Origin of the sequence: Corallococcus sp. RDP092CA, from assembly GCF_041903675.1 — a bacterium.
Lineage (GTDB): Bacteria > Myxococcota > Myxococcia > Myxococcales > Myxococcaceae > Corallococcus.
This window is the reverse complement of sequence record NZ_JAYESI010000194.1, coordinates 1-246: the sequence shown is the minus strand read 5'-3', so window position 1 is coordinate 246 and position 246 is coordinate 1. Positions and strand designations below refer to the sequence as shown.

Sequence of the window (246 nt, the reverse complement as noted above, 5' to 3'; positions counted from 1 at the left end):
ACGTCGCCCTTGAGCAACTGCTGCCCCAACTGCTGCTCGACGAGGGCGCTCAACCCATCGAAACCCCGGCGCATGTCCACCGGGGCTGCGTATGCGAAGACACGCACCGCGCGCGTCAGCGTCAGCACTCCAGCTTCTCCAATAGCTGCGCGGCGCTCTCCACGCTCAGCCCTTCGACGCGCCAGCCTCCTGGCGACACCAGCACCACCTGCCGTACTCCCGTACTCGAGGCCGCGGCGGGACGCG

At 68.7% G+C, this 246-nt stretch carries 1 protein-coding gene; it reads right to left on the bottom strand.

Features of this window, described 5'->3' with window-relative positions:
* Positions 1–107: IS66 family insertion sequence element accessory protein TnpB (gene tnpB, locus U8525_RS34730; RefSeq protein ID WP_374271011.1), on the bottom strand; the 107-nt coding region annotated here is incomplete at its 3' end.
* Positions 108–246: the final 139 nt, after the last annotated feature.